Genomic DNA, 25,391 nt, shown 5'->3' with positions numbered 1-25,391 from the left:
TTCAAAAAAAGCAGTCATTTTAGTCTGTGATTTAAAGGTTTGTTGGTTTAGGTGGTACCTTTTTTCTGCGACTAAAATGACTGCGTTAAAAGACTAGTCCAGTAATCCCGGGTTGATATTGGTTTCAGACTCCGGGATTGGCCAAACTTCGTCTTCTCCAATTCTGAATGCTTTATTATCTACCCACCACCTGCTATGTCCGGTAGGATCTTCCACTTTACCAGTATTTTCGGCATCGGGAAATGAAGCTCCCCAGAAGTCGCCTTGCATGGTTTCGCCTAGTATGCCCCAACGGAGGAGATCCCAGTAGCGAACTCCTTCAAGTGCCAGTTCTATTCTTCTTTCTTTTCTAAGCATCGGGCGAAGCAGTTCCGGGTTTGTTTCTGTTATTGCGGGCATTTGTACCGATTCCCTGCCTCGGGTTTTGTTAATGGTCATATCCAGTAAATCCTGTGTAATTGGGTTTCCTGCCTCGAGTTCTGCTTCAAGGTAGCTTAGTAAAACTTCAGCATAACGAATTATAGGCAGGTTACCTCCATAACCGGTTCTTAAATCTCCGGAAAAATTTTCATCGAAAAATTTGCGTAACCCATAGCCCGTCCTTGTTGCCTGTTTTGAGTAAGTCAGCTGGTCTACTGAGGAACTGTGATCCGGGTGGCAATCATATACATTTCCTCCAAAAATACAACCGTCGTAAAGGAAAGTAGCGGCAAAACGAGGATCACGATTTTCTGCCATATTATGCGAATTAAAACGTGGATCATCATACGAGAACGGAGTTCCGTCGGTAAAGTCGTACTGGCTGGCCAAACTCTCCAATGGATTTACAATGTGCCATCCACCTTTATTTGCAGGAAGTGCATGTTGTGGTAAGGCGTTTCCGGCCAATCCTTCATAATACTGAACACAAAAAATATTTTCAGCACTGGTTTCATTTGTCGTGTTAAAAATACTTGCATAGTCCGGATCAATAATATTATCGCCAAAATCGATTATTTGCTTGTAAGTTGTGGCTGCATCAGAATATCTACCTTCTGAAAGATATATTCTTCCTAAAAATGCCAATGCAGCTTGCTTTGATGCTCTGCCAAATTCAGATGCTGTCATATCTTTGTAGCGAGGAAGATCTGCAGCAGCTTCGCTAAATTCGGTAATTACAAAATTTATAATTTCAGATTTCGGGTTTTTTGTCACGATATTTGCTTCGTCAGGTGTTAAGGTATTTTTTACCAGTGGGACGGAACCCCAAAACTGAGAAAGGTAAAAATACTGGCATGCACGGATAAATCTGGCTTCGGCAATCATTCTGCTTTTAGTGGTTTCATCCATTTCAACACGACCGATATTTTCCAGAAAATCGTTGGCTATGGCAATTCGGATATATGAACCTTCCCAATAGGTTCTGATAACAGCATTATTTGCCAGTAATGTTCCGTTGGTTAAACGGTTTTGGTTGGCGTTTTTACCCCTTCTGTCAAAAGCATTGTCTGTTGCATGTTCAAAAAATACCAGTCCGCAATAGGTCCACCAATCGCTTGGATTTACCTGTGTTCCATAGTTTATATTCCCTCTGTAAACACCGGCCAGCCCAATCATGGCATTGGCTTCGTTTGTCCAAAAGTTTTCTTTGTCAAACTGGTCCTTAGGATACTGTTCCAGCTCGTCGCTGCATGAGCTTATTCCTACCAATATTGAAATAAGTAAAAAGCTCGTAAGTGTATTTTTAATTCTTTTATATGTTTTCATTTTAATATTTTTTCAATGATTAATGGATTAAAATTTAACATTTACACCCAGAGTAAAAGTGGCCAAAATGGGATAAAAACTACCGTTGGTATTAATTTCCGGATCCCAACCCTGACGATAATTGTTGAAAGAATATAAATTTTCGGCACTAAAGTATACTCTGAGGTTGTCGATACGTGATGCTTCAAGTATACGTGATGGCAATGTATATCCTACCTGTAAATTTTTTATTCTTAAATACGAGGCATCTATTGTCCAGAAATCAGAAAGAACGGTATTTGGCGTTCCACTGTTTGTTATGATTTCCAATCTTGGATAATCCGGATATTGTACCGGATTTTCCGGGTCAAACCTGCCATCCATTTGCCATTGCTGAATGGAGCCGAGATTCATAAAAGCATAACCTACATAATATTCCAAACGTCCTTTTACACCTGCAACTCCTTGCAGGAATGCAGAAAAATCAAACTGTTTATATTGAGCTGCCAAATTAAGCGAAAAGGTATATTTAGGAATTCTGGAACCTATAAACGTCCTGTCGTAGGTTGCATCAACCACCCCATCCGGTACTCCGTCGGGGCCACTAATATCTTTGTAACGAATGTCGCCAGGCTCCGGATTTGGTGTAACTTTTGATTGGTCAGCCCATTCCGTAATATCTTCATCTGATATAAATACACCATCAGACTTGTATCCGTAATACATTTGCATCGGATATCCGATAAAAAGGTTGCTTCCGTTTCCAATTAAGCCGTTGGGTTGTTCAACATTGCCTAAGCCAAGCGTTGCAACTTCGTTATTTATTATTGAGAAATTTCCGTTTATCTGGTAGTTGAACTGTCCAAGTGTATTATTGTGTCCCAGTTCAAACTCCCATCCGGTATTTTTTACTTCACCAGTGTTGGTTTCACTAATACCAACACCTAATATTGAACTGACACTAGATGAAGGCTTGTAAAGAATATCGTATGTAAAACGGTCGAAATATGTTACGTTAAGCGTAAGTTTGTTGTCAAAAAAGCCTGATTCAAATCCAAAATCTTTTGTTTCTGTTGTTTCCCAGTGTATCGTTGGATCTTTATATGTTCTGTAAGCCGCGCCGTTGGCAATGCTGCTTCCAAAAGGATAGTTTCTTCCTGTTGCAAGCGTTGACTGGTAGGGATAGTTCCCGATATTTTGGTTTCCAAGAATACCCCAGGAAGCTTTTAATTTCAGGTTTGAAACCCATGGTGCAGCTTCTTTAAAGAAATTTTCTTCGGTAACACGCCAGCCAACTGCTAAAGACGGGAATGTTCCGTACTTTTGATTTTCTGGGAAGCGGGAAGAACCATCGTGACGAACAGTAGCCTCAAATAAATATTTATGATTGTAGTGATATTTAAACCTACCAAAAAGGGATTGAATAGCCCACTCAATGTCATTTCCATAAACCTCCTGATTGTCAACTCCTCCCATACTCATTACGGTATAGTCATTGCTAGGAAAGTTTATTCTTGAACCACTGAAATTTTCGGATTTTTGATCTTCGAAAGAATATCCGGCGAGAGCTTTTAAATAGTGACCTTTTATCTCTTTTGAATACTCTGCGAAGAACTGCATCGTTTTGAAAACCACATTGTTTTTATATTGGTCAAGCGTTGCCAAGGGAAGCGTTACATCTGCATTCAGGACCTGTGACGCACGGTAATGTCTACTTTCATTTAGTGTGAAGTTGTAACCACCAACTGCGCTTAAAATCAGTTCATTAACAGGCGTCCAGTCAAGGCGTCCATTTACACTGGCTTTTGTGGTTGGCCGGGTATAATATCCTTTTGATGCAAGCCATGAAACCGGTGTTCCACCACTCTCCGGCCCAATCCCAAAATCGCCGTTGGATGCCTGACCCAGGTAAACTGCAGGATAACGTACCGCGGTTTGTATTATACCTTCTACACCTGAAGTATTCTTATTCGCTGTAGTTGTTGGTTCATTTGCTTCTTCTGTTGAACCGGCTACTCTTGTAGTCAATTTCAGCTTTTCTCCAAGATCGCTTTCCAGGTTTAATCTGAAATTGTATCTTTCGTAATCGTTGTGTATTACCAGTCCCTGTTCATTCAGGTATCCCACAGAAAGAAAATATCGGTTTGACTTTTGGCCTCCGGTAATTGAAATATCGTGCCCGGTCTGAACGCCATTTCTTGAAAAAGTTTCATTCAAAAAGTCTGTATTTGGGTAATTGTCAGGGTCGCTTTGCGATTTGTATTTTGCAATGTCTTCCGCAGAATATGTTTCAGTACCGTTTGCAATATTGAACATTTCAGCATATTCCCAGGATGTAGCAAAATCAGGAAATTCGGTGGCTTTTGAAACACCATAGTATCCGTTGTAACTTACGCTGATTTTACCCTCTTTTCCTTTTTTAGTAGTAATAAGAATTACACCGTTGGCAGAGCGTGCACCATAAATGGCTGCTGATGAAGCATCTTTTAGTACAGATATTGATTCTATATCATTTGGATTGATTTCGTCCATTGAACCCGGAATACCGTCAACTAAAATTAATGCTGAAGGTGTTGCACCAAAGGAGCCTACACCACGAACCCTTATTTCTCCATCGTTAAAACCTGGCTTCCCGGAACGTTGGATAACCGTTACCCCCGACATTTGCCCTGTAATGGCGTTGGACAAACTTGATACCGGACGGTTTTCCAGAGTTTCAGAAGTGACCTGTGAAACTGAGCCAATTACATTTACCCTTCGTTCTGTGCCATAACCAATGGCTACCACCTCTTCAATACCAATTGAACTCACCTGCAAGGTAACGTTGATCGCTGTTTGGTTCTCAACAACTATTTCCTGGGCTTCCATACCCACAAAAGAAAAAACCAGGGTCGCTCCCTGAGGTACATTGTTTACTGAATACACCCCATCGGCATTTGTAACGGTTCCCTGGGTGGTTCCTTTAACCATTACTGTTACACCGGGAAGAGGCATGTTTGAATTATCTGTTACTTTCCCGCTGATTTCTTTTTCCTGGGGAGCATTTCCTTTTGAATTGGCATCACCTGCAGAAAGTACGATTTGTCGGTCTACAATAGTGTACCTAATGTTTGTTTCATCAAAAAGAATGTCCAAAACTTCGTCAATCTTTTTGTTTTTAAGACTAATACTCACTTCACGGTCGACCTCTACAATTTTACTGTTGTACAGAAAATAAAATTCCGATTGGTCCTCAATGTTGGAAAGTACCTCCTGTACCGTAGTATTTTCCATGTTAAGGTTTAGTTTTGTTACCTGAGAATAACTGTTAAAAGCTAAACTTTGTGCAGTTGCAAGCAGCAGGACAAAAAAAGTAAGCCTCATACTTCTAAATGTTTTGCTGACCCAAAGATTTTTTAAATCGGGCCAATGGTTACCACAAATTTTTTTCATAAGTTTACTTTGCTTTAGAATTAATAATTTTAAATGTTGCCTTTTCTTTCGGCCAAGAGAGAGAAGACAAAAATGTAAAGGGAGGCAGGCCAATGCTTCCCTTTGTTCTTTTATTTTTGAATTATTTCAATTTCCATTTTGCTAAAGGTTTGATCATTTTTCTTATGTCTTTTTATGATTTTGTATTCAATCGGGGCAGATATTTTTAATAAATCGAGAATTTGATTTAACGATTCATCTTCAAATGTTCCGGTGTAAACATAGTTTGTTAAATCATTTCCAGTCAGTTTGATATCTACGTTAAACCAACGGTTTAATCTTCTTACAACCTGTGGCATCGGATCATTTCTGAACATTAAAATACCATCCTTCCAGGATATGTATTTGTCTACATCCACATTTTCGATGGAAATCCGATCCTGGTTAACTATATAACTTGCTTTTTCTCCCGGTTGTAAACAAATAATATTTTCCCTTGATTCATCGTATTTTCCTGAAAATAAATTTACACTTCCTGAAACCAGAACAATTTCTGTCAAATTTTCATTTGAATAGTTGGACGCTTTAAATTGAGTTCCTGTTACCTCAATGTTAATTTTTCCCGTTTTGACAATAAATGGCTTTTTTTTGTTTTCAGCAACCTCAAAATACGCTTCTCCCTGTAACGTTACGTTACGCAAATTGTCGCTAAAAGTAGCCGGAAAACTAAGGCTCGTTTTTGAATTCAGATAAACTTTTGTACCATCAGGAAGGATATATTCAGAACGCATTCCTGCCGGTGAGGTTACTGTAAATAACCGGTCGTCTTTTACCGCTGAAGTGTCTTGTTTTTTGAAGGCAAAATATAATGTTGAGATTATTAACGGAAGAATCAGAATTGCCGCTATTCTTTGAATGATTATGAGAATGTTTTTGTTTTGTCGCTTTATTTTGGCATTTACTTGTTGCAAAGCCTTTTCAGAATCGTATTTTTTCATGGTTTGGAGAAGTGTAATTCCTTGCCAGGCTTTCTCCGATTCTTTAAATATTTTTTGATTCTTGTCAGAAGATTCTTTCCAGACTTCTACCTTTAATTTGTCTTCTTCAGATAGATTCCCGTCGAAATATAAAGGCAGTATTTCTTCTATTTCAGACTTGTTCATTCAGCTTACATTAAAGGGGATATTCCCTCGGTTTTGAAAATTAGACGCTTCAGGAGTACGATACACATACTAATTCTCAGATTTATTTTAAAAGAAAGTATATCAGAAAAATAGGAAGGAACGGTTTTAGTTTGCAGCGTAAATTTTTCAGAGCATTACTAATCTGAAGCTCAACGGTTCGTTTCGAGATTTCAAGTTTATCCGCGATTTCCTGGTTTTTTAACCCTTCAAAACGACTTAACACAAAAATTTCTCTGCAGCGGGGCGGTAACTTTTGTAAACAATCTTCGATAACACGGGTTAACTCCGATTCGGCAAACCAATATGTTGATAAATTTTCGGCAAGATCTGTTGAGTTTGCAAGTACATTTATTTTTTTTGCCTTCGTTTTTTCGCGTTTTATAAAATCTAAAGAACGGTTTTTAACGGAGGTAAAAAGATAATTTTTTAGTGAAGAGGAAATTGTAAATTGTTCATTTTTTGTCCAAAGCGTTACAAATAAATCCTGGACAATGTCTTCTGCAGCTTCCCCATTACCTGTTATTTTCTCAGAAAAAGCACATAAACCACTATAGTAATAGTGAAAAATAAAATCGAAAACAATTTTATTTTGAGATTTAATACCATTTATGAGAAAAGATTCATCCAAAGCATTAGGTTTAGCCGCCAAAAATAGTGATTTATGTTTTTAAAAAAAGCATGTTATAAATTAAAAAGCCCTGACGTCTATCGCCAGGGCACAAAAAACAATGTTCAAGCATGATAGTCCGGAGAAGTGTTTCTCCGCCATCTAATAAGGTTACAATTCAATTGGAATTCCGTTATAAAAGTCAAGTATTTTTGTTCTGAAAATATACTCATATCTGGCCTGCAGCAATTCCGACTGGGCTACTGTCAGGTTATTTTTGCTTTGATTATATTCAACCGAGTTTACCATTCCGACATTAAATTTTTCTTCGGTATACCTGAAAGCTTCTTCTGTTGATTTCACCGCTTTTTCACTGGAAACATAGCGGTTTAGCGCTGCTAACGCGTTGGTATAAGCCTGCTCAATATCTTTTCTTAATACGTTTCTGGCCGATTGTAAACGGTATTCATAATCGGCAACCTGTAGTTTGGCATTTGAGATACCGTTTTTTATCTGGAATTTATTAAAAATCGGGATGCTAAGATTTAATCCCATGCCATACCTGCTGTTTGATTTTAACTGATCGTTGAAGGATTTCTGTGGTAGATCCGAGTTCATAATCTCATAATACTGGTTGTTGTAATTGAGCCCCAGGCTTAGAGAAGGATAACGGTTGCCTTTTGCAATCTCAAGTTGTTTGCGGGCACTTTCCACACGCAGTTGTGATGCTTTAATTTCAGGCCTTACATTAATGGCATTTTTAAAAACATCGTAGGAATTTGCCATGGTAACATTGGCTTTAATTTCAGGCAATTTGGGAACTTCAACCTTGAAACTTTCCGATATGGGAAGTTCCAGCAACTGATAAAGTGTAAGGTAGGCCAGTTGGACACTGTTCTCACGGTTTACCAAAGTCAATTCTTCCTGTGCCAGTTGTGCTTCAATTTCGAGCAATGCTCCGCGGGCCAGACTTCCTGCATTAACCAATTGTTGTGTGCGATTAATTTGTTGCTGAGTAACTTCAATTTGGGCGTTGGAAACCTCGACCAGTTCTTCAGCAAAAAGAATCTCCAGATATGAGGCAGCAATATTCAGAACTAAATCATCTTTTGCTTTTTCAAAGTCCTGCATTGTAGCCTGGAAATCCAGTTCATACTGGTCGATGGTATTTTGAAGCGTTAGTCCATTAAACAGCGTAAGGTTTGATGATAAATATCCACTTAACTGAGTTGAGTTTACACTTTCATAAACATTATCGGCATTTAGTGAACGCCCAAAGCTGTAGTTGTTTGATAAATTTGCATTGAGGTTGGGAAGACGGTCTGATTTTGCCTGACTAACCTGGTTCTGGTAATACTGGTTATTTAGTTTTTGTTGCTGTATCTGGATGTTGTTTTCCAATGCATAGTCGATACATTTTTGCAACGACCATGAGCTTTGTGCAAAAGTTGTTGTCGAAAAACTTAATAATAGTCCTAAAAATAAGGCAAAAAGATTCTTCATTTTATTTTGTTTTTTGTTTAAAAGCGAATTTACATAAAGCCAAATTAAAACCCTAAATTAACCTTGAGAGGAGTCGTTTTCTTTGAGCTTTTTAGGGTCTATTTTTTCACCTTTTACTTTGTCTTCAGGTTTTAAACCTTCTGTAATTTCAATATTTATACCATCAGATAATCCGGTTTGTACGAACCGTTTTTCAAAATGCTGTTCTTCTCCTGTTTGAATTTCAACATATGACGAGTCATCTTCGAACATCAACATTCCTTCAGGGATAACCAAAACATTGTCTTTTCTGTCGAGAACAATGTTGGCATTTGCACTGTATCCCGCCCTGATAAACTGTCCTTCTTTTAGGTGAACGTCAGCTTTAATTTCAAACTGGATGGCGCCATTTTCCTCTATTCCTTTGGGTGAAATATATTCTAAAACGGCCTCAAATTTTTCTTTGTCAATCGCTCCTATTTCCAACTCAATGGGCATTCCTTCTTTAATTTTACCAACTTCAGTTTCGTCAACTTTTCCTTCAAAAATAATGTCGCTCATGTCGGCAACTGATGCAATGGTTGTCCCGTCGTTAAAGGTGTTGGCCTGAATAACAGAGTTTCCCACTTCAACCGGAACATCCAGCACCATACCATCAATAGTTGAACGCACAAGGGTATTAGTAGCACTTTGTGCCTTTTTTGTTACACCGTTTTTAATTAATTCGAGGTTATTTTCTGCAGCCGACATTTCCTCTTTTGCCGAATCGTAGCCTACTTTTGAGTTTTTGAATTCTTCGTAAGAGATAACATTCTTGTCAAAAAGTTTCTGCTGGCGTTCGTAATCAACCTGAGCATCTTCAAAATTTATTTTTGCTCTGTTTAAGCGTGTTTCGGCAGCGTTTAAGGTCACCATGTCAGGGATAATCTTAATCCGGGCAATGGTTTGGCCTTTTTGAATACGGTCTCCCGCTTCCACAAAAAGTTCGTCGATAATTCCTGAAACCTGTGGTTTGATTTCAATTTCTTTCCTGGGCACCACAGAGCCTGTTGCAACGGTTTTCATAATTACGTCGCTTATAAATGGATTTTTTGTCTCAAAAACTTCCGGTTTCTTTTTTGATTTGTTGTAGAGAAAAAATAATGTTCCGCCAAATGCAGCAACCAAAATTACTATTCCCAAAATTCTAAATACCTTTTTCATGACTTTTTGCTTTTTGTTTTCTGTTATTTTTTGTTTTATCCTTAATCCTCAATTTTTGTCTGTTTTAAATTCCTTCGTCGCGAAGCGCATCAATGGTTTTAATTTTAACTGCGCGGCGAGCCGGAATTAATCCGGCCCCAATTCCGGAAATGACCAAAACAGTCAGCGCCGACACCGCCATGTGGAAACTAATCTCGGGACGGCGGAAGAAAAGTTCGTCACCCCCCGAATCAAGTGCCATGTTCAGGAGTTCCAGAATTCCAACACCAAGTGCAAGACCGATATAACCGGCAATTACCGTGAGAAAAACACTTTCGGCAACAATGTGCATAATCACTTTACCGGGTGTTGCACCAATAGCCCGTTGGATTCCGATTTCCTGTGTACGTTCTTTAATAATTACCAGCATTATATTACTAACACCTATAATTCCCGCGAACAAAGTTCCGGTCCCGACAATCCAGGTTAGGATTTGTATTCCGTTAAACAATCCCATGTATTTAATCCACTCCACTTCGATATTGAACGAGCCAATTGCCTGAACGTCGTCGGGCGCAATATGGTGTCTTTCCTTTAGAAGTTCTTTTAGCCGCATTTCAACTTTGCTTACCGGAACTCCTGGAGTAGAAGTAATGGAGAAAAAGTGAACCACATCGCCGTAATTGTAGGTTTGTTGCATCGTGGTAAAAGGAATCATAATATTTTCCTCTTTTCGGTTTCCATTAAAATTGACGCGTGTCTCGGGATGAACGACTCCGACAACCTGATAATATACACCATTAATTTTCAGGTATTCTCCAATTGGATCTTCGTTTTTGTCGAACATCACTTCAACAACCCGTTCTCCAATAATACAGACTTTTCTTTTTTGCAGGATGTCAATTTGATTTAACATTCTTCCTTTTAAAACAGTCCATGAGTCGATTTCAAAAAATTCCGGGTAATCACCTGATATATTAAAAGCGCTGGTTTTTTTCCCGCGAATGGTATTATCGCCGCTATTTGAATTTGAGCCAAAGAGTTTTGGAGCCAGGTATTCAATGTCGTTAACATTTGCTTTGATATACTCAATATCTGTATTTTTATAATTCCATCTTCTTCCACGCTGAAATCCTTCGTATGGTTTGCTTGTCGGTTCTGTCCAGAAAAAGGCAGAGTTTGATGCAAATGCCTTTATTCCATCCATCACACCATTTTCCAATGCTTTTCCGGCACCCGACATGATAATCAGCATGAAGATTCCCCAGAATACACCAAAAGCTGTCATAAAACTTCGCATCCGGTTTTTTTTCAGGGCGCTTAATATTTCCTTCCAAAGATCTAAATCAAACATGGTAAAGCCTCCCCCTTTCCCCTCCAAAGGAGGGGTGATTATTTGATTCGATAATTATAGTTGTTTTCATTTTATTGTAGTTTTAGCCTTTCCCATAGCCCTCTCCTCTGGGGAGGGTCTGGGAAGGGCCTTCTTTTCTATTCGTCACGTAAAGCCTCAATCGGTTTAATTCTGGAAGCACGTTTTGCAGGTATAAAACCAGCAAGTGTCCCGGCAAAAACCAGTAACATCGTTGCTGCCATGGCCACATTCAGGTTCACAGTCGGGTTGCGGAACAAGGTGTCTCCGTTTCCTCCGTTGGTAGCAGCCGAGGCTGCATATTGCTGTTCAACAAAAAAGTTTACCCCCTCCATTAATCCGGTTCCCAAAACAAGCCCGATATAACCGGCAATGGTGGTGATCAGAATTGACTCCAGCAAAATAAGTCCGACAACTGAAGCCGGGCTGGCGCCAATGGCTTTTCGAATTCCAATTTCTTTGGTTCGCTCTTTTACAACTATCAGCATAATATTACTTACGCCAACCACTCCTGCTATCAGGGTACCGATTCCAATAATCCAGATAAATATTTTAATGGCCTGGAATATTTTCATGGTTTCGATAACATTTTCCAGTTTATTGTAGGAGCCTAATGCAGATTCGTCGGTGGAATCAAATTTATGTTTGCGGGCCAGTGTCTCTCTCACACGGGTTTCAATGGCCTGGCTTTCTTCAATGGTTTTTGCGTCGACGGTTAAAGCAAAATTGTGTAGACGGTTGGACCCATTAAAAACCTTTTGCCCCGTTGATACCGGAATGTATGCATTCCGGTGACGGGTACCTCCACCTTCCATGCAAATTCCAACAACTTTAAACGGAATATTGTTAATACGAACATATTCTCCTATAGCGTCTTTGTCTTTAAAAAGCGCATCGTAGATATCTTTTCCCAGAACGACTGATTTACGGGCTTGTTTTAAATCTACTTCATTGACAAACCGACCTTTTATAATTTCAATTGATTCAACTTCTTTTAGATCCGGATGACAAGTGATGGCAGTGTATTCGCCATATTCGTTTCCATACGAAAATGTATTCCCTCCGATATAATATCGGCCTGAGGTGTATTCAATTCCGGGCAAATCTTTTATTATATCGTAGTCGTTGTTGGTAAGCCTGATTTGTCTTCCCTCTTTCATTCCCTGATAAGGGATACTGGTTTTTCCGCTCCATAACCACATGGCATTGATCGCGTCGCGTTTGAAATTCTCGGAAACCCCGTTGCTCAGCCCGTTCCCGGAGCCCAGCAAAATCATGAGCATAAAAATTCCCCAGGCAACACTAAAACCGGTGAGGAAAGTCCTCATTTTATTTTTTTTGATGGTAGCAAGTATCTCTTGCCATTTGTCGATATCAAACATTTTGGTTTAACTTAAAAGTTTAATGTTGAAAGGTTTTTCTGTTAATTGCACATAAAAGTTGCAATTGTTCGCTATTTTCAGGCTGTTTCAAGTGCCTTTGTGTACTGCTCCTGGAAGTGTTTTAAATCGCCGTTTTTAATAATTTCAGCAATTTTACCGTCTTTTAAGCGAATAATTTTTTGAGTCATTGCAGCGATATCGTGCTCGTGTGTAACCAAAATTACAGTAATTCCTTCATTGTTTATATCTTTCAGAATTTCCATTACTTCATAGGAAGTACTTGTGTCGAGCGCTCCTGTTGGTTCATCCGCGAAAATAATTTTAGGCTGCGAGATCAACGACCGGGCAATGGCCACTCTCTGTTTTTGGCCTCCTGAAAGTTCATTTGGCATGTGTTCCGCCCAGGGAAGAAGCCCCAGTTTATCAAGATATTCCAAGGCGATCTTGTTTCTTTTTTTTCGGTTTACTCCCTGGTAATATAAAGGAAGTGCAACGTTTTCCATTGCATTCTTAAACGAAATCAGGTTAAACGACTGAAAAACAAAACCAACCAGTTCATTTCTTAATTTGGCCGCATGTTTTTCCGACATGTTTTTAACCAGGTTACCGTTTAAATAATACGAACCGTCATCATAGTTGTCTAAAATACCAAGGATGTTCAGTAGGGTTGATTTTCCTGAACCTGAAGAACCCATAATGGAAACAAACTCTCCCTGTTTGATTTCCAAATCAATGCCTTTTAAAACATGCAGTGAATTGCTACCGGTGGCGTACGATTTGTGAACGTTGTTAAGACTAATCATGGCTTTTAAATTGTTTTCTTTTTGTTTTCTGTTTTCGAAAACCAAAATATGACTTTGATTTTCGGTCTAAATTTGATGAAATTGCAGAGAAACGACTTCATTTTTTCGATAAACACCGTCAATTTTTAGCTGAAAATGTTTTTTGTGTGAATAACTCGTTTAACGTCAGTATGACGCCTGATTTGGAAATAAGTTACATGTGCCGCAAATTTTCAAATCAGGTTTTGCTTAGGGAATTGTATTTTTAAAAGCCTTAACTTCACGCTAAAAAAAAGATGAAATTACTGTTTGTTTTTTTCTGGGCATTTTTGTTTTTATTTCCTGTTTTGAAAACTGATGCTCAATTCCAGTGGCCTGATGGTGCAAAAGCTGCCGTTTGTTTTACTTACGACGATGGTTTGGACTGCCATTTGGATGTAGCTGTTCCCCAACTGGATGAATTTGAATTAAAAGGAACTTTTTACTGTACCGGAAATTCAACCTCGCTGTTTAATCGAATGGAAGAGTGGCGTGAAATTGTTCGTAAGGGGCATGAATTGGGTAATCACACGCTTTTTCACCCCTGCGACGGGAATAAAGGTGATTGGGTAAAACCCGAATACGATTTGAATAATTATACGCCCGACCAAATTATCGCAGAGTTAAAAACGGCAAATACTTTACTTAAAGCCATCGATGGAAAGGAGAAGAGAACCTATGGATACACTTGCAGCAATACGGTAGCCGGAGGAGAAGATTTTACAGATGACATTCAAAGTTTATTTATCGGGGCCCGTTGCGATGGTCCCATTCCCGAAACAATGAAAGGTTATGATGTTTATAAAACACCAAGTTTTGCTGTAGTAGATTTATCAGCTGACGAAATGATTGAGGCAGTTGAAAGTGCCCGTAAAAAAGGAACCATTGTCGTTTTTATGTTTCACAGTGTTGGTGGCGGTTATCTAAATGTAGATGCCGGCGAACATCGTAAATTGCTGGAGTATATCGCAGAAAATAAAGATGATTATTATAATGCTACTTTTGGAGAAGTGATGGAATATATAAAAAGCCGACCTTAGCGGTTTTTATACCTCCAAGTTTGAAAACTCTTTTGTGACTTTGTATGAGTATTCCGGATATTCGTACATTGGCATCCGCGGTTCGGTCTGACCGATGGAGTAACCATAAATGCGTTCATAGTCTTTTCGTTTTTCGCCCATTGCTTCCAACTGGTCAAGATATTCTTCAATCGATTTTGATTCAATTACAATAACCTTTCCTATTTTGTCGATAATCGGGCTGTGGTTTCGTGTCCTGTCATGGTCAAACTCCAAAATGCGTCTTCCGTAACGGGTAATTCCAATGGTTCTGAAAGTAAGACTTTTCCCTACCCCCGGCAGGTTTAAAATATTTCTGTCGGTTGCTAAAAAAGGAAGATCGTTAACGGTCCGTATTTTTTCAATATTATTTCGGATGTTTTTTGGAGCGGCCATGAGTTTTTGAGCGAATTCCATTTCGTCTTCAGGAATCCTTCCAATAACTTTTTCTTCCATTTCTTCCTGTACTGCCCTGGCATTGGGTGCAAAATTGGAACTGTTTTCTTTAAAGCCTTTCACTGTAAAAGTATAATAAGCAAGTACGCCTACATCGTTTAGTACTTTTCGGAGTTTAGCAGAATGCCCTCTTCTGGAAGCCGCTGCAGTAAAAACAAGCTGATTGGTAACTGCCCACCCTGAATTAAGCAGAATCTGAATTGCTCTTCTGGCTTCGGGCGTAACCTCCATGGGTGACTCAAAGTGAGTTTGAATGACAAATTGTTTAATGCCTATTTTTGAAGCTTTGGTTTTAAAATCTGAAAGAATATTACCAAGTTCAGGAGTTATTCGTTGAGGCAAATAAACCGGCAGGCGGGTGCCAATTCTTACTCTTACAATTTCTGCATATTTTTTATTCTGAGCACGTAAAATATTCTTATTCTTTTTTCGGAGGGCCATTTTGTAAATTTCATTCAGAATATGCTTCAAACTTTTGTCGTTGCTCATTAGTGCATCACCTCCGGTAAGCAAAATATCGCGTAGTTGGGCATCGTCTTTAAAATAGTCGAGCAGTTTCGGAAGTCTTTCTTTCCAGCTTTCGTTGGGTTTGAGTTTTTCCAAATCGAAGTTAAACCTCCCGCGCTGAAAATCGTACATCCGCTGGCAACTTGCACAAAGTCCGCCGCAGGCGCGCCCCACCGTATCGGGAATAAAAATGGCTACCTCCGGGTAGCGGCGGTGTATATTATGTGAAGGAAGGATCCAGCCCGCTGCATTCGGTTTGCCGGGTTCGGTTTTATCCTCTTTTTCCCAGGCGACAATTTCACCAAACTCCTCAACCAATTGCTGACTGTAAACTACATAACAACGGATCGCTAAATCGGCGCCAACAGCAAACTCAGGTGTTTGTACATTTAGCAACGATAAGTAATAAGGATTTACAAAAAAAGGGATTCCCTTTTCTTTTGCATTATACAGGATTTGCATGGTATCCGGGTCAAGCGAATAATCAAGCATCTCATTTAGTAGCTCAGGTGAGCGCACAGCAAATTTTAAATGAAATCTGCTTTCGTTCCACCATTCCTCCATTTTTTCTTCCTTTTCTTGTTGAGAAATTCCGGTTTCAAAAAAATATTGTTTGCTTCTAATTTCTTTATTCTCAATTTTTTTGAGTAAAATTTGTAAGATTCTTTTTTTATTCTGAATTCGAAGATCAATAATCTTTTTGTCTATACCCGAGGGATATCTCTCCATCCATTCTATTATCTGATGATTTTGTGGCGGTATCCACGGGAGAGAACTGTTTAGCTGCCTGAACAATTGAAGCATGTCTTTAAAAAAGCCGGGTTTGGCACCACCAACACCAAAATTTGTTGCCAGCCAAAGCATTTTTATAGGATTGGTAATGGCAACTTCACCGTGTATATTTTGGTCGGGATATTCTTCGCCGGCATGGTCAATGTAATCCAAAATCCTGATGGCAGCGTAATCTTCCCAGAATAGTTGTTCAAACAGTTCCGGATTATTTTTTTGGCTATGATAAAAATCTTCAGCAGCGGGGTTTCTTTTTAGTTTGGGGAAAATCCAGTTTTTTATTGCCCCAAGTGCATCTTCTTCCGTGTTTGCATTTAGTAATATTTTTTCCAGTACCGGATTTTCATCCAAAAGTTTTCGAAGAATTTTATGTGCATGGACGGAGATAGCGATTTTGTCCAACTTGTTGATCGATTCCATGACTAAAGTTTTTTGAGAGAGAGACGGTTATGTTTTAATATACAAAAAATGATGCAGATTTCAAAGATAAATCTTGCCAAATGACACTTGTGGTGGCAAATAGAATAACATTTCTTTTATAGAATTGAAACAATTTCGAGGTGTTTATTGTAGCTAATTCAAATAGATTATCTTTGCGCTGATTTTTAATACATTGAGTTTTGAATTAGAATCTGTTAAAGGGGAAACAGACAACATTGTGAAAAGGTAAAAAATGGTACATAAATCAGGTTTTGTAAATATTGTTGGAAATCCGAATGTTGGTAAGTCAACCATAATGAATGCGTTGGTGGGAGAAAAGTTGTCGATTATTACACAAAAGATGCAGACTACCCGGCACCGGATCAAAGGAATAGTAAGTGGAGAGGACTTTCAGATTGTATATTCCGATACTCCCGGAATACTGAAACCCAATTACAAATTGCAGGAAACCATGATGAAATTTGTGGATACTGCGCTGATTGATGCCGACGTGATTTTATTTGTAACTGATGTTCAGGAGAAAATGGGAAAAAACCCTGAGTACATCGAAAAGGTTCGAAAATCAAATATGCCGGTAATTGTCCTGATTAATAAAATTGACTTGTCAAATCAGGACGAAGTGGTAAAACTTTATGATTATTGGGCTGAAACTTTCCCGGGGGCTGATGTTTTCCCAATTTCAGCAAAAGAGAAGTTTAATATTAAGCCTATTTTCGACCGGATTCTGGAATTACTTCCTGAAAGTCCTCCTTTTTTTCCGAAAGATGAATTAACCGATAGAAATGAGCGGTTTTTCTTACAGGAAATTATCCGTGAAAAAATATTGCTGAATTACCAGAAAGAGATTCCTTATTCGGTGGAGATTGAGGTGGAAGAGTTTAAGGAAACGGATAAAATTATTAATGTGAGGGCGGTAATTTATGTCTCGCGCGAAAGTCAAAAAGGAATTGTTATCGGGCACCAGGGAAAGATGATAAAGAAAGTGGGTTCGGAAGCAAGGCAAGATGCCGAGGAATTTTTTAACAAGAAGATATTTTTGGAACTTTATGTGAAAGTTGCAAAAGACTGGCGTGAAAAAGACGGACAATTAAAGAAGTTCGGATACGATGCATTCTAATTGTGAATAAAGCACAAAATTGTTTCGTAACGAGATTTCAGAAATTATTGTTTTTTTTGGCTCCGGCTTTTTAGGGGAGCAAATACACCAGTCAAAAAACGGGCACAGACCCTTAAAATTAAACAAAAAATGAGCAGCAAAATAGTAGCTATAGTAGGAAGGCCAAATGTAGGTAAATCAACCTTGTTTAATCGGATTACAGAGTCGAGAAAGGCCATTGTTGATGAGGTGTCGGGAGTTACCCGCGACCGGAATTACGGCAAAGGCCAGTGGAACGGTGTTGATTTTTCCATAATCGACACAGGTGGTTATGTGGTAAATTCCGATGACGTTTTTGAAGCAGAAATCAATAAACAGGTTCACTTGGCGATTGATGAGGCCGATGTTATTTTGTTTTTGGTTGATGTGGAGGCCGGGATAACGGATTTGGATGACGCTGTTGCTGCTATTCTGAGAAGAACCAAAAAGGAAGTAATACTCGCTGTAAACAAAGTAGATAATAACCAGCGAATTATAGATGCTCAGGAATTTTATTCGCTTGGCTTAGGAGAACTGTATTGTATTTCTTCGATGACCGGAAGTGGAACCGGTGATTTACTTGACCACCTGGTTGCAAGTTTTCCTGTGAAAGAAGAGACAGAAGAAGAAACAGAATTGCCTCATCTTTCGGTTGTTGGCCGGCCAAATGTCGGAAAATCTTCATTTATTAATGCACTGATTGGCATTGAGCGAAATATTGTTACCGATGTAGCTGGTACAACGCGCGACTCAATTCATACGCATTACAACAAATTTGGCCACGATTTTATGATCGTGGATACTGCAGGGTTGCGAAAGAAAGGAAAAGTGCATGAAGATTTGGAGTTTTATTCGGTTTTGCGTTCGGTGCGAACCATCGAAAATTCGGATGTTTGTTTGCTGATGATCGATGCCACCCGTGGCGTGGAAGCGCAGGATATGAATATTTTTAACCTGATCGTAAAAAACAAAAAAGGTGTAGTCGTTCTGGTGAATAAATGGGATTTGATAGATAAAAATACCAACTCAACTAAAAAATTAGCCGCCGAAATTAAGGAACGACTGGCTCCGTTTAACGATGTGCCAATTATTTTTATTTCAGCGAAGACAAAACAACGGGTTCACAGAGCGTTGGAAACTGCAATTGAAGTTTTTGAAAATCGCAAAAAGAGAATTAAAACTTCAGAATTGAACGAAATACTTTTGGAAGCAGTAGAAGCTTATCCACCGCCTTCAGTAAAAGGTAAGTTTATAAAGATTAAATATGTAACTCAATTGCCTTCGCCAACTCCGGCTTTTGCTCTTTTTGCAAATTTGCCGCAATACATTAAAGATCCTTACCGAAGATATATTGAGAACCAGATTCGCGATCATTTTGATTTTACCGGAGTACCGATTCAGGTTTTCTTCAGACAGAAATAAATAAAAATGCGGTTTAATATAATGCATATTAAACCGCATTTTTTATCTTGTTTATTCCTGGATTAGTTGGCTGGTTTTTCAAAAACGCTGTCAGCAATATCAGGATTAAATTTAATATCTTCCATTATAATTTCTGCGTCACCCATTGGAGTTGTTGAGATGATCCTGGTAGCCATTTTTATTCCGTCAAAATCTTTATATTCCACCATTTTCTGGGTTACATTCACTTCTTGTCCCATTGAAATGGCTCTTGCTTTTACCTGGCTGAGCAAATATTTATCAGCATCAATATAATAGTTTTTTATATTCCCGTTTTTATCGGTCAGTTTCAGGTTATACACCTCTGTGCCATCAATATTTTCTTTACCTACCAACTCAACTTTGTGGCCTTTTTTCTCATAGTTATATAGTTCTCCGTCAATATCAGCTTGTGCCATTGCCTGTTCGAGCTCTGCTCCGCTTAATTCCTGTGGCTCGTTGCTAACCCATGGGGCGACAACCCAGCCTTTTTCTCCGTTAAAAGCCTGAATCATTTTTTGCCCCGCCATATCCATTTCCATTCTGAATTTATCGGGTCTTTTCATTTTCATTTCCATGGGGATTTCCATCCCCATCTGGTTGACTTTCGCTTTTACTGCATATGTTTCCACTTTGGTAAGCTTATCCTGACCTATGGCTTTAAAGTGTTTGTCTAGAATTTCTTTTAAGTTTTGTGCCTGGATAACACTCACCGAAGAAGCCAAAAAGAAAACAATGAGTGTAAAAATTGATTTTTTCATTTTAATGTTATTAATATAGTTTGATTTTATGAATTAGTAAAGCTAACGAAATATTAGTTACAAATATGGGATTATTAATTGGCTCAAAAATATATTTCGGCAACTATATTTTCAAAAGAAACTCCCTTTTCAATCAATAAATCGCGAATTTCGACAACCATAATTGCTTTCCCGCAGATGTAGTATTTTTGTTTTGGAAAATGACTTTGTTCAGCCAGATAGCGGGTGACTCTTCCAGGGTAAACATCACAAGAGGATTCGCGTGAACAACAGCGGACATAATTCTCACCAAGTGCCCAGTCCAACTCATCTTCAAAATAAAATTGATTCAGGTAACTTACCCCGTGAATGAGCCTTTTATTTTCAAACAAACCCGATTGAAACATACTGTAAAACGGTGCGATTCCTGTGCCGGTAGCAATACACCAGGCAGGGGCTTTTGATCCCAGAAAACTTCCGTAAGGTTTTGAAACCAGAATCTTATCACCGGGAATGTAAGCAGCAAGTTTTGGTGTCAGAAAACCATCGTCTTTAATATTAAAAAGAATCTTTATCTCGTTTTCATGATTTCCGCTGCAAATGCTGTAAATACGCGGTGGTGTTTTTGTGTCGATTCCAATTTTTACTACTTGCCCCGGGATAAAATCAACATCACGATCAAAAGAAATCAAATGAACGCCTGGCGAGATTTCTTCATTCCCGTTTAGGGTATATTCTTTTAGTTTATCGGGAGCTTTTTGTTGTCTGGCCTGCATTTTTTAGTTTTTCGTTTATAAATTCCGAAACGAAAAAGTAACAATCAGATTTTCTTCCGGATTAAGCAGCATATTTTTAACCCCGTAATATATATTCAACGTTTTAGCCTGTGAAATTTCGTCAGAATTTCCACTGATTGTTAAAGGAGTGATTTGACCTGCTTTTAAGATGACATGTTCAGGTGCATCAAAACCAACTCCGGGTTGTACCAGCTCCAGTTCATAATCAACCTCTGATTTATTTGTTATTTCAATTCGCCTGCTTGCGCCATTCTGTATTTTTAGCGGGTTGTCTTTAAATGCAAGTGAAGCAAAAAATAATGGCTCCAGAATTTCAGATTTCCCTATCAAAGTCTTGTCATAATACACTGCAGTTCTTTGGCTAAATAATGCTTCCTTAATACCTCCGGTGGTTTTGCTCTTTGCAAATACAAGTGTCATGGGTCTGTGCCCGGTGGACAAATCATACGACATTCTGATAGGGTCATGAACATCAGAGTTGCAGAGCATGGTAAGGTTTTTTTCATTTGCCCACTCTAAAGCTTCGGGGTAATATTCACTGCTGTTATAAACTTCGATGCCATGTAGTAAGCCATTGTCGAGTAATTCGGTATGTTCTTCCCACCAAAGGGTTGAGTCTGGTTGCTGCGCCTTCCAGCCGGGATGATTCCAGAAAATAAATGCGCCTTGTTCGCGTGCTTCTTTTATTGCATCCATAACATCGTCCCGTTCAAGTAAATTGGCGTTTCGGATAAATAATGCATTTAAATGTCCCGGCGGCATACTGCGTGTTATCTCTGCTGCGCGTATTAAAACAACATTTTTTTGTTGAGCCAGCGGTTCTGCAATTTCAAACGAACGATTGTGATCTGCAACCACATCTTTGGAATGGGGCCTGTATTCAATGTGATCGGAGATAGCAATTGCATCAAGACCTTCTTCCCACGCTTCCTCTACTCTTACTGTTGGCCAAACTGTTCCGTCAGAAAAAACGGTGTGTATATGAAAATCACATTTTAAAGTCTGATAGCCAGGGATATCAGGAATGTTTATTATTTTTCTTGATTGCCCGGAAACAATTCCCGTAAAGAATATAAAAAACCATAGTATAATTTGTTTTTTAGTGCACATAATTTCAATTCTTAAGTGGTTGAATGAATGAGTAAATATCTGCTATTTTGTTCAAGTTTGAAATATATCCAGTATTAAAAATTTATGAATTGTAAACGAATCGCTAAATTTAACAAAAAGGCCACAATCTTTTTAATTTTTTTAAAAAGATTCTTTTGTAATAAAAATTTTATTCCGATCTTCGCAAGCGAAATTATATGGAACACCTATTTAAAAATACCGGAGGACAAAGTCAGGCGGTTGAATTGAAAAAGATCAGCCACAAGAAACAAATCTTAAGAGCTATTTATTTCGACGGCTCTTTATCCAACTCAGAACTCTCTAAAATTGTGAAACTGAGTACTCCAAAGATTAACAGTTTGCTCATTGAGTTAATCGACGACGGATTGGTAAAAGATCTTGGTCGCGGAGATTCGAGTGGTGGCCGGCGGCCCAATATTTATGGTCTTGTTGAAGATGGTTTTTATGTAGTTGGAATTACAATAAATATTAAACGAACCATAATTTCCATTTTTAATGCCAGCAACGAGGAAGTAAGTGGTCCGCATTATTTCCCGATTAAAGTTCATTCCGACATTGGTATTTTTAATGAAGTAAATAAGGCGCTGGAAAAAGTTGTAAATGAAAGTAATATTTTGAGGGAGAAGATACTGGTGGCGGGTATTGAATTACCGGGGCTGATAAATGAGAAAAAAGGAGTGAACAAGACTTATTTCCCCCATATTCCGGATTTGTACGAAGAATTGCACAAAATTTTTGGTATCCCGGTATATTTTAATCACGATTCAAAATTAAGGACTTTTGCTGAACAACATTTTGGCCTGGCAAAAAATAAAAAGAATGTTTTGATGCTTCAGGCTGACTGGGGACTGGGTTTGGGAATAATTGTAAGTGGTAAATTATACAACGGCAAATCGGGTTTCTCCGGAGAATTTGGACACCTTCCGATTGTAGATAACGGAGAACTCTGTAGCTGCGGGAAAAAAGGGTGTTTGGAAACCATAGCCTCGGCAACTGCAATTGCGCGGATGGCTAAACAAGGAATTAAAGACGGAAACTCATCTTTAATATTGGAGCTGGTAGATGGAGAAACTGACAAAATAGAAATTTCAAATGTAATTCAGGCGGCTAATTCAGGCGATCAGTTTGCTATTTCGCTTTTTACTGATGTGGGTTACTGGCTTGGAAGAGGAATGGTATACCTGATTCAAATATTTAATCCCGAACTCATTATTGTTAGCGGCAAGGTTGCAGAAGCCAGTCAGTTTATTCTGGCTCCCATCCAACAGGCAATTCAAACGTTTAGCAATCGCGATATAAGCAATGATACCGAGATAAAATTTTCAGAATTAGGCGCAAAAGCAGGAACAATGGGAGCTGCTGCTTATGCATTGGAGAAAATATCTTTTTCAAAATAATAAAATGATGGAATTAAATTTTTCAAAAGTTGAAGAGGCATTTTTTAAAGAGGCAGGATTGGGAAAAATTACCACTCGGATTCCATATATCCCGGTTGATAGTTTTCCAAAACTAGGGCTGCTTTCTGCCATGAGTTTTTTGGAGTGGGTGAGTGAAAATCCGGATGGAGTTGTAAGTTTACCAACAGGGAAGACTGCCCAGCACTTTTTGAATTATACAAAACTAATTCTTGAAAATTGGGGTAATAAAAAAACAAAGGATGCACTTGTAAAATATGGGTTGGGAGCAACTAAAAAACCTGTTTTGAAAGACTTGCAGTTTGTTCAAATGGGTGAGTTTTACCCCATAAGTTCGGATCAGCATAACAGTTTATGTAACTACGCCGGGAAGTATTACATTGAAGGGTTTGGCCTGGATAGAAAGAATGCACTGTTAATAAATTCCGATGAGATTGAATTGGCCCAAAATAAACATTTTAGCGAAATTTTTCCGGATTATAGCATTGACTTAACCCTGCGATACAGGGAGGCAAAAACGCAAATGGAACAGTTGCAGCAGGAGTCGATTTTTAAAATTGACAATTGGTGCACGAATTATGAAAACCAAATAAGGGAAAAAGGTGGGATCGGATTTTTTCTTGGTGGAATCGGACCAGATGGGAATATTGCATTTAATACCCGTGGCTCCGATCATTTTTCCTCCACGCGTTTAAAAGAAACCAATTTTGAAACGCAGGCGATAACTGCAGCTGATTTGGGCGGAATAGAGGTTTCGCGCAAACGTTTGGTGATTACCATCGGCTTAGGCACGCTCCGGTTTAATCCTGAAAATAAAGCTATAATTTATGCGGCAGGAGAGGCTATTGCCGATACAATAAAAGATTCTTTGGAACGAGAGCCAGTAGTAAATTATCCGGCATCTTCTCTGCAAAAATTAAAAAACAGCCGTTTCTATCTTACCGAAAGTGCTACTGTAAAACTGGAAGATAGCATTGAATGTTTTTATAACTGCGGGCCATGGACGCATAAAAAGACGGAACGAGCTGTTATCGAACTTTGCAGGAAGATAAACAAGTTTGGAGGTAAATTGACCCTTGAAGATTTAAAAGCCGATAAATATTGCAGCCAGATTCCGGATTTGAATGAGAATACTGTTCAGAGTGTTATTGACTCTATTTTAGTCAAACTCGAACGTGGAATGCATAAAGAAGTCAACCAGGTATATTATCACACCGGCCCGCACCACGATGATATTATGCTGGGAATTATGCCAGTAACAAATCGTCAATCGCGTGATGCCAGCAACGAGATGCATTTTGCCGTGGCTACTTCCGGCTTTAATGCGGTAACCAATCATTTCCTGAAAGATTTGCTTGTTGATACACGTGATTTGATAAATCAGGGAAAAATAGAAATGATCAATTTTCCCGATTTTTTTGATTCAGGCTACAAATTTAAGTGGGACAAGGATATTTACCATTATCTGGATAATATTGCAGCACAGAATGGTGATGAAAAAAGACGTGGAGTTTGTCACCGTGCGGTTCGTGCATTGGTTTCAATCTGGGATATAAAAGATGAGAAAGGCCTGAAACAGGTAATAAAAGAAATTATTGAATCGCTTGAGAGTACATACGACGGTGGAAACAATCCTCCTGAAATCCAGAAGTTAAAGGGGATGATTCGGGAGCTTGAAGAGGAATTGGTGTGGGCACACTACGGGATATCTGTAAAAAACGTTCATCACTGGAGACTTGGTTTTTACCAAAGAGGCGGGTCTTCGAGTCAGCCCGATAAAGAGCGCGATGTTTTGCCGATTCTTGAAGAATTCAGGAAATACAAGCCAACCGTAATAAGTTTAACAATGGATCCGCAGGGAAGTGGACCAGATACACATTACAAAGTATTACAGGCAATTGCAAGGGCAGTTGAAGAATGGAACAAGGAAGAAGATTTAAGTAACTTGCGGATTATTGGCTACCGTAATGTTTGGTTTAAATATAATCCGTGGGATGTAGAGGTTCTTGTGCCTGTTTCTTTAAATGCTTTAGCCACACTGGACAAGTCGTTTTCAGAGTGTTATGTTACGCAGGTAAACGCATCGTTTCCAAGTTACCAACTCGATGGAAAATTTAGCGATGTCGCGCAACGTGTTTGGGTGGAGCAACACAAGCAAATTCAGTTTTTATTGGGAAAGAACTTTTTTTATCAAAATGACTCAGCATTGTTAAGAGCAACACACGGGATGATATATTTGCATGAATTAAATGTTGAACAGTTTCTTGAAGAGGCATTTTCTCTTGAAAAATCAATGGAAGGAATTTTTTAAAATCA

18 protein-coding genes are annotated in these 25,391 nt (G+C 38.8%); 5 read left to right on the top strand and 13 right to left on the bottom strand.

From position 1 onward, the window contains the following. Positions 1-93 precede the first annotated feature (93 nt). The 9 genes from GM418_RS09265 to GM418_RS09225 all read right to left on the bottom strand — a co-directional run bounded on the left by GM418_RS09265 (position 94) and on the right by GM418_RS09225 (position 13,148). Positions 94-1,746, bottom strand: coding sequence for a RagB/SusD family nutrient uptake outer membrane protein (locus GM418_RS09265; RefSeq protein WP_158865368.1), 1,653 nt, complete (start codon positions 1,744-1,746; stop codon positions 94-96). Positions 1,747-1,773: 27 nt separating this feature from the next. Beyond that, positions 1,774-5,157 (bottom strand): TonB-dependent receptor, encoded by a 3,384-nt coding sequence (locus GM418_RS09260; protein ID WP_217447746.1) that lies wholly within the window; start codon positions 5,155-5,157, stop codon positions 1,774-1,776. 110 nt (positions 5,158-5,267) lie between these two features. After that, the gene (locus GM418_RS09255; protein WP_158865366.1) at positions 5,268-6,299 is read right to left on the bottom strand and encodes a FecR family protein; all 1,032 of its coding nucleotides are present in this window, start codon (positions 6,297-6,299) and stop codon (positions 5,268-5,270) included. An 82-nt stretch (positions 6,300-6,381) separates the two neighbouring features. Further along, complete coding sequence (locus GM418_RS09250; RefSeq protein ID WP_158865364.1) at positions 6,382-6,969, bottom strand: RNA polymerase sigma-70 factor; 588 nt, start codon at positions 6,967-6,969, stop codon at positions 6,382-6,384. A gap of 129 nt (positions 6,970-7,098) precedes the next feature. After that, the gene (locus GM418_RS09245) at positions 7,099-8,430 is read right to left on the bottom strand and encodes a TolC family protein (protein ID WP_158865362.1); all 1,332 of its coding nucleotides are present in this window, start codon (positions 8,428-8,430) and stop codon (positions 7,099-7,101) included. Positions 8,431-8,487: 57 nt separating this feature from the next. After that, positions 8,488-9,612, bottom strand: coding sequence for an efflux RND transporter periplasmic adaptor subunit (locus tag GM418_RS09240; protein WP_158865360.1), 1,125 nt, complete (start codon positions 9,610-9,612; stop codon positions 8,488-8,490). Between the two features lie 64 nt (positions 9,613-9,676). Continuing rightward, on the bottom strand, positions 9,677-10,945 hold the full coding sequence (locus GM418_RS09235; RefSeq protein ID WP_158865358.1) for an ABC transporter permease: 1,269 nt from the start codon (positions 10,943-10,945) through the stop codon (positions 9,677-9,679). Positions 10,946-11,082: 137 nt separating this feature from the next. Then, the gene (locus GM418_RS09230) at positions 11,083-12,291 is read right to left on the bottom strand and encodes an ABC transporter permease (protein WP_217447745.1); all 1,209 of its coding nucleotides are present in this window, start codon (positions 12,289-12,291) and stop codon (positions 11,083-11,085) included. A gap of 131 nt (positions 12,292-12,422) precedes the next feature. Then, the gene (locus GM418_RS09225; protein WP_158865354.1) at positions 12,423-13,148 is read right to left on the bottom strand and encodes an ABC transporter ATP-binding protein; all 726 of its coding nucleotides are present in this window, start codon (positions 13,146-13,148) and stop codon (positions 12,423-12,425) included. Between the two features lie 275 nt (positions 13,149-13,423). On the opposite strand from GM418_RS09225, the gene GM418_RS09220 reads away from it, so the two are divergent. Further along, positions 13,424-14,206 carry a polysaccharide deacetylase family protein gene (locus GM418_RS09220; protein ID WP_158865352.1) on the top strand — a complete coding sequence of 261 codons (783 nt, stop codon included), beginning with the start codon at positions 13,424-13,426 and terminating at the stop codon, positions 14,204-14,206. A gap of 6 nt (positions 14,207-14,212) precedes the next feature. On the opposite strand, the gene GM418_RS09215 is transcribed toward GM418_RS09220, so the two are convergent. Then, positions 14,213-16,396, bottom strand: a complete 2,184-nt coding sequence (locus GM418_RS09215) for a KamA family radical SAM protein (protein ID WP_158865350.1) — start codon at positions 16,394-16,396, stop codon at positions 14,213-14,215. Positions 16,397-16,649: 253 nt separating this feature from the next. Between GM418_RS09215 and era the strand changes: the two genes are divergently transcribed. Together era and der are read left to right on the top strand one after the other, a co-directional pair. After that, complete coding sequence (gene era, locus GM418_RS09210; RefSeq protein ID WP_158865348.1) at positions 16,650-17,534, top strand: GTPase Era; 885 nt, start codon at positions 16,650-16,652, stop codon at positions 17,532-17,534. A gap of 129 nt (positions 17,535-17,663) precedes the next feature. Further along, positions 17,664-18,974, top strand: a complete 1,311-nt coding sequence (gene der, locus GM418_RS09205) for a ribosome biogenesis GTPase Der (RefSeq protein ID WP_158865346.1) — start codon at positions 17,664-17,666, stop codon at positions 18,972-18,974. A 62-nt stretch (positions 18,975-19,036) separates the two neighbouring features. On the opposite strand, the gene GM418_RS09200 is transcribed toward der, so the two are convergent. From GM418_RS09200 to GM418_RS09190, 3 genes are all read right to left on the bottom strand, one after another. Then, positions 19,037-19,753, bottom strand: a complete 717-nt coding sequence (locus GM418_RS09200; RefSeq protein ID WP_158865344.1) for a LolA family protein — start codon at positions 19,751-19,753, stop codon at positions 19,037-19,039. 83 nt (positions 19,754-19,836) lie between these two features. Beyond that, the gene (locus GM418_RS09195) at positions 19,837-20,508 is read right to left on the bottom strand and encodes a ferredoxin--NADP reductase (RefSeq protein ID WP_158865342.1); all 672 of its coding nucleotides are present in this window, start codon (positions 20,506-20,508) and stop codon (positions 19,837-19,839) included. Between the two features lie 15 nt (positions 20,509-20,523). Beyond that, positions 20,524-21,639, bottom strand: coding sequence for an Sb-PDE family phosphodiesterase (locus GM418_RS09190; protein ID WP_158865340.1), 1,116 nt, complete (start codon positions 21,637-21,639; stop codon positions 20,524-20,526). A gap of 197 nt (positions 21,640-21,836) precedes the next feature. Here GM418_RS09190 and GM418_RS09185 point away from each other — a divergent pair, with 197 nt between their 5' ends. Together GM418_RS09185 and GM418_RS09180 are read left to right on the top strand one after the other, a co-directional pair. Further along, positions 21,837-23,057, top strand: a complete 1,221-nt coding sequence (locus tag GM418_RS09185; RefSeq protein ID WP_158865338.1) for an ROK family transcriptional regulator — start codon at positions 21,837-21,839, stop codon at positions 23,055-23,057. A gap of 4 nt (positions 23,058-23,061) precedes the next feature. Next, positions 23,062-25,386, top strand: a complete 2,325-nt coding sequence (locus GM418_RS09180; protein ID WP_217447744.1) for a glucosamine-6-phosphate isomerase — start codon at positions 23,062-23,064, stop codon at positions 25,384-25,386. Positions 25,387-25,391 lie beyond the last annotated feature (5 nt).

This window comes from Maribellus comscasis (assembly GCF_009762775.1).
Lineage (GTDB): Bacteria > Bacteroidota > Bacteroidia > Bacteroidales > Prolixibacteraceae > Draconibacterium > Draconibacterium comscasis.
The sequence above is the reverse complement of the archived record's forward strand: the minus strand, read 5'-3'. Positions and strand labels throughout refer to the sequence as shown.